7 protein-coding genes are annotated in these 10,020 nt (G+C 48.9%); all 7 read right to left on the bottom strand.

Annotated elements, in window-relative coordinates:
• Nucleotides 1-191: 191 nt before the first annotated feature.
• On the bottom strand, nt 192-713 hold the full coding sequence (locus tag H6F86_RS16840; protein WP_347240532.1) for a type IV pilin-like G/H family protein: 522 nt from the start codon (nt 711-713) through the stop codon (nt 192-194).
• A gap of 380 nt (nt 714-1,093) precedes the next feature.
• Nucleotides 1,094-2,434: a hypothetical protein gene (locus tag H6F86_RS16835; protein ID WP_190449891.1), complete on the bottom strand. Its 1,341-nt coding sequence runs from the start codon at nt 2,432-2,434 to the stop codon at nt 1,094-1,096.
• A 253-nt stretch (nt 2,435-2,687) separates the two neighbouring features.
• Complete coding sequence (locus H6F86_RS16830) at nt 2,688-4,052, bottom strand: 8-oxoguanine deaminase (protein ID WP_190449890.1); 1,365 nt, start codon at nt 4,050-4,052, stop codon at nt 2,688-2,690.
• A 266-nt stretch (nt 4,053-4,318) separates the two neighbouring features.
• A complete protein-coding gene (gyrA, locus tag H6F86_RS16825; protein ID WP_190449889.1) occupies nt 4,319-6,976 on the bottom strand; it encodes a DNA topoisomerase (ATP-hydrolyzing) subunit A in 2,658 nt (885 codons plus the stop codon).
• Between the two features lie 465 nt (nt 6,977-7,441).
• Nucleotides 7,442-7,903 carry a response regulator gene (locus tag H6F86_RS16820; RefSeq protein ID WP_347240529.1) on the bottom strand — a complete coding sequence of 154 codons (462 nt, stop codon included), beginning with the start codon at nt 7,901-7,903 and terminating at the stop codon, nt 7,442-7,444.
• Nucleotides 7,900-9,111, bottom strand: coding sequence for an ATP-binding protein (locus H6F86_RS16815; protein WP_190449888.1), 1,212 nt, complete (start codon nt 9,109-9,111; stop codon nt 7,900-7,902). The genes H6F86_RS16820 and H6F86_RS16815 overlap by 4 nt, the downstream gene beginning before the upstream one ends.
• A 126-nt stretch (nt 9,112-9,237) precedes the next feature.
• A partial coding sequence (locus H6F86_RS16810; protein WP_190449887.1) for an EAL domain-containing protein occupies nt 9,238-10,020 on the bottom strand: 783 nt, incomplete at its 5' end.

Here is a 10,020-nt window from a genome sequence, read left to right as displayed (position 1 = left end):
CTCATCGGTCAGGTCACTGTCGTAGTAAGGCTGACTCATATCCTCAAGCCATGTAGATGTCACTCTTCTGGTATCGCGCCTTTGTGACCGTAGTTGTCTTCTACTTCACATACATTTACAAACAGTTTCTAAACCTTGAAACTTTCTTCGAGTAAGGACTTCGATTCATCCCTTATCCTTTTGCTATACCATTACTGTCCTACAGGCTTAGTGCTAGAAGCGCAGGTTACAGAAGTAGCGTTGATAACAGGCTGTTCCGCTTTTCCCTGTTGGGCTGTTTTTGACTCACACAAAACAACTTCTATCCTTGCGTCGCCAGTGCTGCTTTGAGTGATCGCCACTACGCCAACATAAGGACGCAAACTAACACTTAATGACTTAGCATCATGAATAGCGTATTGTTTGCCCACGCTATCCAGACGGATGGAGTAGCCGTAGTTTAGGCTGTTAGGAAACGCTATGCCCAAGTGGTTCACTGTATCGGCAAACTGAGCCTGCTCCAGCATATAGCTCTGTTGAGCACGATTGAGCGCACCGAGGTACATCTTTGCCTCAACCTGCTTGGCTTTGCTTGCCTGATTAAGAAACGACGGCAGCGCGATCGCTGCCAAAATGCCGCTAATAACCAGTACGATCGTGACCTCAAGGAGAGTAAACCCCTGCTCCTGCTGCCGCTTGTCTTGCAGTAGCCCCGCCCCTTGACCAGTCTTCACGGATACCAACTCCTGGCGAATCTCCGATCTGGCTGCCGCTAAACGTCTTAACCATTCTCATCACCTATGGCTTTGTTCTAAGGCATACTACCTCTACTTAAGCCAGAGCCTTGTTGTAGAAAGCGATCGAACTACAGCAAACAGCCAAACCTTTCAATTCTTCTTACAATTAAAGACCAGCTAAAACAGGATAATTTTGCAGATTACCTCAGCATAATTACGGGGATAAAACGACTTTAATGTAACGTTGAGCTCAGTAGCATCTGTCCTCAAAGATGATTGGGTAGCCAGCACTTCCAGGTATCCACGCCAAGTTATTGCACGGCACTGTGCATCTCTTCTCTAATCTTCAAAGCATTCTTTAAAGACGCTCCACTAATCTATCCGACAGGTACAACCGTAACATTTCCTAATGTGACATCGGCACCGGCAGAGGTTGTGTCATCGCCAAAGAACAGAAGGTTAGGCGTTTGGTAAGGGTTAGGAGGGTTAACTGGAAAGGGAAGTACCGGCACTTGAGGATTAAAGGAACTATAGTCAGTCAAAAAGCCTGACAGAAGCAAGGTTTTCAAATCATTCGTATAAAGTTGGTAAGCATTTCCTTGAACAACTAAGTTGTAGTTGTTGAAAACAGTTGTATCTAAATTCGCGTTTGCGGTCGGAGCAGTACTGCGAGTAGACACATTACCACTAACTTGCTGTGCCCAAATTTGATTAGTCCAAAAACCGATTTCAATACCTTGCAAATCGTCGCTAATCACTACAATACTGAAACCTGCCCGATTGTCATTGTTGTGGCTTTCACTATTAATTTGGACATCAAAGTTAATTCTAAAACCATCATTGCGATCGAGTGTAGGAAAGGCTGAATTAACTAGATTGAGTGATGGATTGAAGGGGTTAGAAAGGTTCGCAGTGTAGTTACTGTAGCCCGTATAGCTGACTGCATCGCTGACAAACCGGGTGCCACCGCTAGTAAATGTTTCGCTACCGTTTCCAGTAGTGGGAAGAGCCGATGTCGATCGTAAGGTAGTGTAATCGAGCCAACCCTGACTGTCAGGTAGCCCTCCCAACGAACGATTATAAAGAGCAGTTGCTACAGTAATACGATATTCGTACTGTCCATAAAGCATAAAGTGATTGTATGCTTGGGCCTTGCTTAAGCCTGCTGCTTGTAAGTCAGGATTATTAGCAAGATAATAATTGACATCAATGAGCTTAGAAAACCGTCGTCCCTCTTCTAAGCCGTAAATCTCTAAATGCTGTAGTAATTGTTTTGGTCCTGCGTCCGCAGCAAGCAAATCTGGATTGTTCGCTTGATAGAAATTGAGATCGACAAACTTAGAAAACGATCGCCCTTCATTAAGTCCATAGACTTCCAGGTGCTGCAAAGCTTGAAAGCGATTGCCGCCATAAGCTTGACTAACATCTGCGTTCTGTGTTAGGTAGAAATTGAGATCAACAAATTGGGAAAATTGGCGGTTCTCACCAACGCCATAAGTTTGTAAATGACCAAATAATTGTTGATTACTACTCACGCCAGCCGCTGCTAAATCTGGATTGCTCGCGCGGTAGAAGCTGAGATCTGCAAAGGCTGAAAAGCGACGACCTTCACCTAACCCATAGGTTTGAAAATGAGCAGCGGCTTGCTCGTTGCTGAAGGTTGCTAAATCTGCATTAGCTGCACGATAAAAGTTGGCATCAAAGAGACTGATAGACATCTGCTTTTCCTTAAAAAACAAACGTATGCCTGAACGTCCTGCATACTCACCGCTACCTTATAGGTATATACTTATTTTTCGCTCGGATTAAAAGCTTTGATCACTCAATCTTTGCATTGAGGGATCGTTCCCTTATCCAATCTTTAAGGAAGAGACTGTTTAAAGACTGTGTAAAACAGCGTACAGGGCTTTCTGCAGCATCTCGATCGCTTGCTGGCGCGCTAGATCTCTAACTTACGCTACCTACTTACTTTTACGTAGGGTTTAACAGTTGATGGGCAATTCGGTTGTGTTTTTCCACCAGTGTTGGCAGTTCAATAGTCGTAAGTTGTCCTTGATCGACAACCTTTTTACCATTGATAAAGCTGTAATCTACGGAGTTAACTTGACAGAAAATTAGTGCCGCTACGATGTCATGATGTGCCCCCGCAAAAGGATGTCGATCAACATTAACGGCAATAAAATCGGCGGACATGCCAGGGGCGATCGCGCCAATATCATCTCGGCCCAGCACTCTGGCACCACCTAGGGTCGCCACTGCTAAAATTTCCCGTGCTGACATTGCGGTGGGGTCGCAATCGCGGACGCGGGCTAACAGAAAAGCAAGGCGGGCTTCTTGCAGCAAATTGCTGGTGTCGTTAGAAGCGGAGCCATCGGCACCAATGCCAACCGGAACGTTGTGATCCAACAGTTTGCGGATGGGAGCAATACCGCTAGCAAGGCGCATATTGCTACAGGGACAGTGCGCCACGCCTGTGCCAGTTCTGCCAAATTTCTGGATAGAGTCGTCACTCAGTTGAACGCAATGGGCGTGCCACACATCCTCACCCAGCCAGCCCACTGACTCTGCATAGTCGCCTGGAATCATGCCAAAATTTTCCAGGCTGTAGCTGACATCCGACTTGTTTTCTGCCAGATGGGTATGCAAGCGCACACCGTCGTACGATCGTGCCAGTTTGGCTGATTCACGCATGAGGTCCTGTGACACGCTAAACGGTGAACAGGGAGCCAGCGTCAACCGTAGCATCGAGTGGCGTGAGTTGTCGTGATACTGCTCAATCAACCGCTGCGAATCTTTAAGGATAACGTCTTCTTGCTCTACTAATGAATCAGGCGGCAATCCTCCGAGGCTTTCGCCCACGCTCATACTGCCGCGGCTGGCATGAAACCGTAGCCCGATCGCCTGCATTGCCTCAATTTCATCATCCAACGTGCAGTCATTAGGATACAGATAAAGATGGTCACTGGCAGTAGTGCAACCTGACAGCATGAGTTCTGCTGCCGCCATCTGAGCGCTGATGTAAACCCCTTGTGCCGTGAGCCGTGCCCAGAAGGGATACAGCGTTTGCAGCCAGTTAAAAAGACTGCAATTTTGTGCTGCCGGAACAACCCGTGTCAGCGTTTGATAGAAGTGGTGATGCGTGTTCACCAAACCAGGCAAAACGACGTGTCGCCCCTGCAAGTCCAGAACTTCGTCAGCGGACTGGGGCAATTCTACTGTTGTCCCCACTTGCTCAATCACGTTATCGCGCACAAAGATGGCTGCATTGCGAAGTTCCCGTCGCGTTGCATCCATCGTGACTAGAGTATGAATGTTCTTAACCAACAGCGTTGGCATAAGGTTTGAGATGCTGGATTAAGTAAGTCAGCTTGCAACTATCAGTTGAACATTCAGAATACCAATGCTTCTGTCAGAACGCTGACAATTCTGGCATAAAGGGCTAACGGGACACAGATTAAGTGAAGGCAATTTTGTGTAAGAACACAGCCTTGGCTTAGCATTACTATGCCAAAGACCCTTGCCCTTCTAACCTGTAAGGTCTACAGATGACTTAATTCACTAGCCTCAGTCTTTTACTTGCTCCGTTGATGGCTACAACGCTTCTATTCTGCTGCTTGCTCCTCATCCACAGCTTCATCAGGAAGTGCAATGTCTTCCCCAGTAGAAAGCGGTACAAGCGCAACGGCTGCGATCGCGTCGTCCTCATCGAGCCGCTGTACTCGCACACCTGTAGCCGATCGTGATTGAGACGAAATGGCATTGACCGACTGGCGAATAATAATGCCCCGATTCGTGACCATCATCAGTTCTGCGCCTTCATTAACGATATGAAGTGCAGCGAGGCGATCGCCCTTTTTGCGGAACTTAGTGGCAACTAGTCCCATGCCCGCACGGTTTTGCAGACGGAACTGTGCTACTGGCACCCGCTTACCATAGCCGCCCATCGTCACGACTAGAATCCAAGGACCCATTTGGCTGCTGGCTGCTAGGGGTTGGTCAACTTCCCCAGCTTCGCCAGTTTCAACCAGTTCGCCGTTTAATTCGCCATTAGGGTCCTCAACCTCTGGCTCCACAGCCGATTCCAGCACTTGCGCCAGATCAGCCACGATTTGACTGGGTAAGATGTCCATTCCTATGAGGCGATCGCCCTCGCGCAGCGACATTGATCGCACACCCCGCGTTGCCCGTCCTAAGGGACGTAACTGCTCATGGTTCGCACGAAAATGAATCGATCGTCCCAAGCTAGAGCCAATAATAATGCTGTCATCAACCCGTGCACGCCGCACCCAGCGAAGTTCATCGCCATCTTCCAGCGAGATAGCAATGAGTCCATTGGCGCGAATATTACTGAAAGCAGTCAGCGCGGTTTTTTTGATGTAGCCGTTGCGAGTCAACATTACCAGATATTCGTCAGCGCTAAACTCGGTAACGGGGATAAACGCAGTGATTTTCTCCTCACGGGGAATGGGCAGCATTTGTACAATTGGCGTACCCCGTGAAGTGCGTGACCCGACAGGAATCTGATATGCCTTGAGGGCATAGACAACACCTCGATCGCTGAAAAACAGTACACTATCGTGGTCGCAGCAGGTGAGAAAATGCTCTACCCCGTCATCTTCCTTCATGCGGGCACCCGCTTTACCGCGCGTGGCACGACTTTGGGATTCAAACGTGTTCACAGGCATCCGCTTGAGGTAGCCCTGCTCCGTCAGCAGGATGACGGCTCTCTCGTTCGCGATGAGGTCAATATCGCCTAGTTCGTCTTCCGATTGTTCAATAATGGTGCGACGTGGCGTGGCGTGCTTAGCGCGAATCTCAGTGATTTCAGTGACGATAATCTCGAGAATGCGTTCGCGCCGTGCCAAAATGTCACGCAGATCAGTAATCTGAACTTGCAAATCTTCGTGTTCGCGTTGAATTTTTTCGGCTTCTAGCGCGGTCAGACGGCGAAGCTGCATTTGCAGAATGGCATCTGCCTGTGGTTCTGAGAGTCCGTAAGTGTCAATCAGTTCTTGCTTTGCAGTCGGTGCATCCGCAGCATGGCGAATCAGGTTGATGATGCCATCCAGATTGCTCAGTGCAATCAGCAACCCTTGCAAGAGGTGATCGCGCTCTTCGGCTTTACGCAGGTAATAGCGGGTACGTCGTGTAATCGCTTCAATGCGGAAGTCAAGAAACACTTCCAGAAAATGTTTCAGCGTCAACAACTGCGGCTCGCGGTTAACGAGCGCCAGCATATTCGCGCCAAAGTTTGCCTGTAATGGTGTTTGCTTGTAGAGGTTGTTGAGTACGACGCGGGGATAAGCATCACGCTTCAGTTCAATAACGATCCGCATCCCGTCGCGATCGCTCTCGTCCCGAATATCCGAAATGCCTTCTAGCCGCTGCTCATTCACCATCTCAGCGATTTTTTCAATCAGCGCAGCTTTGTTCGTCTGATAGGGCAACTCGGTGATGATGATGGCTTCACGATCGGGGCGACCACGATGCTCGATCGTTTCAATCTGTGCCACGCCCCGCATGATGATGGAGCCGCGCCCAGTCGTGTATGCCTCCCGAATTCCGGTTCGACCTAGAATCTGTGCCCCTGTAGGGAAATCGGGACCAGGGATGTACTGCATCAATTCCAGATCCGTCAAATCAGGATTTTGAATCAGCGCGGTGAGACCATCGATCAATTCGCCTAAGTTATGCGGCGGAATGTTAGTCGCCATGCCGACTGCGATACCCGACGACCCATTCAGCAGCAGTTGTGGAATGCGGGCAGGCATGACCAACGGTTCTTGCTGCGACCCGTCGTAGTTTGCGCCAAAGTCAACGGTTTCGGCTTCAATATCTTGCAGCAGGGCATCGGTCGTGAGCGACTGCAAGCGGCATTCGGTATATCGCATCGCTGCAGGCGGATCGTTGTCTACAGAACCAAAGTTACCGTGCCCGTTGATGAGGGGCGATCGCATCGAAAAATCTTGCGCCATCCGCACCAATGCGTCATACACCGCTGTATCGCCGTGAGGGTGGTACTTACCAATGACATCCCCAACAACGCGAGCGCACTTACGAAAAGGACGATCGGGCGACAAACCCAACTCGTGCATGGCATAAAGAATGCGACGATGCACTGGTTTCAAACCATCGCGCGCATCAGGAAGTGCCCGACCCACGATGACGCTCATCGCGTATTCCAGGTACGATCGTGACATTTCGTTCCGCAAGTCGGTAGGAACAATTCGATCGTTGGGGGTATCCTGGGAAAAAGTCATATGCGAAAAGCTCCAAAACGCAAGCTGGTACCCACTGTGGGAGCGACTCTAAACGCAACCCAAGAGGCGACAGTCGCACCAGTAGAGATGCGATCACTTGTACCTCTAAATTGTATCATCGATCGACCTTTTTAGGCGATCGACAGCAAGAGGCGACTTCAGCTCAAAACCCTGCTGAGAAACGGTTTCAAAGCACACATCAGCCTTCAAGTATCGGTCTTAGATTGGGACTCAGGCTGAGATTTGAACCCGAATCAAACTTTGATCAACACGAGTTCGACGAGGTTGGAAACAGGAGGTGACTTAGGCAAGCCTTTGCACTCTAGTTCTAAGGAGGGCTTCTTCTCCTAGTCGGTATAAACGATTAAGCCAGCCAATCAATTGACCAAGAAGTTGAAGACATTGCGTTCGCAAAGCGTGTGCAAAGCACTTAGGTCGAGAGCATTCAATCACTTGGTAGCTCACCTAATCGTTCGAGCTACCGACTGGTAGGTCAACAATTTCAAACCAGTACTTGCCCAAGCTCTGCATTACTTCTACTAAGGAATTAAACATGACTGGTTTTGTGATGTACGAGTTAGCGCCCAGATCATAGGTGCGGTAAATATCTTCTTCAGCTTTCGAGGTTGTTAAGATCACGATCGGAATTTGCCGCAGATCTGGATCAGCTTTAATTTCTTTCAGCGCTTCACGTCCATCTTTACGAGGCATATTTAGATCAAGCAAAATCAAACCAGGTCGCGGTGAATGCTTGAGATCGCTATATTCACCCCGTCGATATAAATAATCCAGCAATTCTTCACCGTTTCTCACGCAGTGTAAATCATTGGCTAAACGACAAGCGGCTAAAGCACTCCTTGCCAGCATGAGGTCTTCCTCATCATCGTCAGCCATCAGAATAATAATCGGTCTGCCAGAATTACTCACGGTAGAACAAGTGTGGGGGATTGCTGTAGCGGTAGGGTAACAATGAATGTTGCGCCTTCTCCTAGTTTACTGGTTGCGGTAATACTCCCGCCGTGGCGTTCAGCGATCTTACGGCAAATAGCCAAACCAACTCCGGTGCCTTCATATTCATTCCGGTAGTGTAACCGTTGAAACACAGTGAAGATGCGGTCTAGATACTTTTCTTCAAAGCCAATACCGTTATCTGAAACCTGAATTTGACAGATTTCAGAGACGGGTGCTTTGTCGTTCGCAGCATCTTGTCGCTTGAGCGTTTGCGCCTGAAGGGTAATGAGAGGCTGCACATCGGGCTGGTGGAACTTAAGCGAGTTGCTGATCAAGTTTTGCAATAGTTGCCGCATTTGGAGCGGATCAGCATCAATGGTGGGTAGTGATCCAATGTCAACATGTCCGCCAACGCGCTGAATCTGTACTTCTAAATCTGACAAGACTTCTTGAGCAATTTTAGTTAAAGCAACGGGGACAAAGGGCTGTGCTTTGGTAGTAATGCGCGAGAAAGCTAACAAGTCGTTGATCAACGTTTGCATTCGAGCTGCCGCGTTTTGCATACGTTGCAGGTATTGTTGCCCTGTTTCGGGTAAACAGGAACCAAATTCGCTGGTAAGGAGATCGCCAAAGGCTTGGATTTTGCGGAGCGGCTCTTGCAGGTCGTGAGAGGCAACCGATGCAAAGTCTTGCAGTTCCCGATTGCTCTGCTCCAATCGGGCAGTAAATTGCCTTAACGTCTCTTCGGTCTGTTTGCGCTCGGTAATGTCCTCGATCGCCAGCAGAATAAGGCAGCTTTGAGCCGTGTCCTGAAAAATCTGACGTGCGTTGACCAGCATTGTCCTGCGTCCAATCTGCTGAAACTCATGCTCGACTTCAAAGTTTTCAAAGGGCGTATTCTCTGACAGTACAGTCTTTAGCAGAGTGTGCAGGGAGGGAATGTTCCACTGACCGTTACCCAGGTCGTGAAACAAGCGATCATAGGTCTCAGCGGGAGACACCTGGAAAGTTTGATAAAACGAATGATTGACTGTTTTCACACGCAACTCAGCATCCAATACCACAAGTGGCTCTCGCACTGTTTCAAAGATGCTTTGGGCATAAGCCAGGGATGCTCGTAAGAATGCCCGCGATTGCTGATCGGCTGGGGTAGCGTTGTCGTGCTCTGAACTTGAAGGTATCACTGAAGTTCCCTTTAAAGCGTGTGCGGTAGTAGATCTGGGTGGTAGAGACAGAGGGAAGCTGATGTGCTGAACTGTATGGGTTTCACTGTATGGGTTTCAAAAGGGGGCTGATATGCCGTTGACGTTTTAAGCAAATTTGCACGCTTTCATCGCTTCGTGTTGCTCGCGCTGGGCGTGTTCTGCAATGAGCTTTTCTGTGGCGATCGCATCGACAGGTCTAGAAAAGAGATAGCCTTGACCATACTCACAGCCCAAAGCTTTGAGATGTGAGAGTTGTTGCTGGGTCTCGATGCCTTCAGCGACGACATCCATACTTAAATTCCAGGAAAGGGTGGCAATGGTTCGCACCAGTTCTAGCTTCTCCAGCTCAACATCCATTTTGTTGATAAACGATCGATCAATTTTGAGGGTGTCTACAGGAAACCGATAGAGGTAACTGAGGGAGGAGTAACCCGTCCCAAAATCATCGATCGCTAGCTGAACGCCCAACGTTTTAAGCTGTTGCAGCATGGTGATTGTCGATTCGGCATGCTCCATCAGGGAGCTTTCCGTCAGTTCCAGCTTTAAGCTGCTGGGATGAAGACCGGTTGTCTGCAAGATTTGCTTGACGCGCTCCACCGCATCTGGTTGCGTCAATTGCTTACCAGACAAGTTCACACTCATACTAAGAGAACGTTTGACCGCAAACTGCTGCTGCCAAACCTGCATTTGACGACAGGCTTCTTGTAAAACCCACCACCCAAGGGGCACGATCAAACCAGTATCTTCTGCGGCTGGAATAAACTCTCCTGGCGAAACCAGTCCTCGTTGCGGATGCCGCCAGCGCACCAGTGCCTCAAACCCAACCAACTGTTTGTTTTTAAGCGAGACGATCGGTTGGTAGTGCAGTTCAAACTCCTGGCGTTCGAT

The organism is Phormidium sp. FACHB-592, assembly GCF_014695795.1.
GTDB lineage: Bacteria > Cyanobacteriota > Cyanobacteriia > Leptolyngbyales > Leptolyngbyaceae > Stenomitos.
The sequence above is the reverse complement of the archived record's forward strand: the minus strand, read 5'-3'. Positions and strand labels throughout refer to the sequence as shown.

What these genes read in the sequence shown, in the direction of transcription:
- gyrA (WP_190449889.1), bottom strand. Translation starts at nt 6,976, where the DNA reads ATGACTTTTTCCCAGGATACCCCCAACGATCGAATTGTTCCTACCGAC.
- H6F86_RS16830 (WP_190449890.1), bottom strand. Translation starts at nt 4,052, where the DNA reads ATGCCAACGCTGTTGGTTAAGAACATTCATACTCTAGTCACGATGGAT.
- H6F86_RS16835 (WP_190449891.1), bottom strand. Translation starts at nt 2,434, where the DNA reads ATGTCTATCAGTCTCTTTGATGCCAACTTTTATCGTGCAGCTAATGCA.